Consider the following 491-nt stretch of genomic DNA (forward strand, 5'->3'; position numbering starts at 1 on the left):
GTTCTGGTGGCGGGTTGCATCGAGCCTATTCATCAAGTCATCTGATGACTTGATGAATAGGCTCGCTTCTGTCGATCGTCAAGGCGCTCTTTTGGAACCCACAGTCACGCACCGATGCAAAACCCGTAAGGCAGGTTTCGATCAGCCGGCCACCGCCGCAAAGCTTGCCATGTGAAACGCCTGGACCTCCGGCGGATAGCGATAGGCCGTGCCATAGGGACAGGCATTGCGGTCGAGGCAGCCGCTGCTGCGGCACGGTTCGCCATTCGCTCCCCGCACCTGCGCCAGACAGGATTGATGGGCGAATCCTTGCCCGGAATAGGCGTCGACCGGGCACGATTTCAGGCAGGGTTTCTCGACACAGCTATCGCAAAGATGGGGCGCTGCCTCAGCGGCTTGAACCGAAAGCTCGTCGTCGAACAGCAGCGCACCGCGATAGGCATGCCAGAACCCGTATCGCGGATGCATGAGGATACCGAGCGGTGACGGCC

Annotated in this window: 1 pseudogene; it reads right to left on the reverse strand. The window is 60.3% G+C overall.

The window, feature by feature from the left end:
* Window positions 1-141: 141 nt before the first annotated feature.
* Window positions 142-491, reverse strand: a pseudogene (locus EN935_RS39860) (hypothetical protein); the annotation flags it as partial.

The sequence above is a fragment of the Mesorhizobium sp. M7D.F.Ca.US.004.03.1.1 genome (assembly GCF_003998635.1).
Taxonomy (GTDB): Bacteria; Pseudomonadota; Alphaproteobacteria; order Rhizobiales; family Rhizobiaceae; genus Mesorhizobium; species Mesorhizobium loti.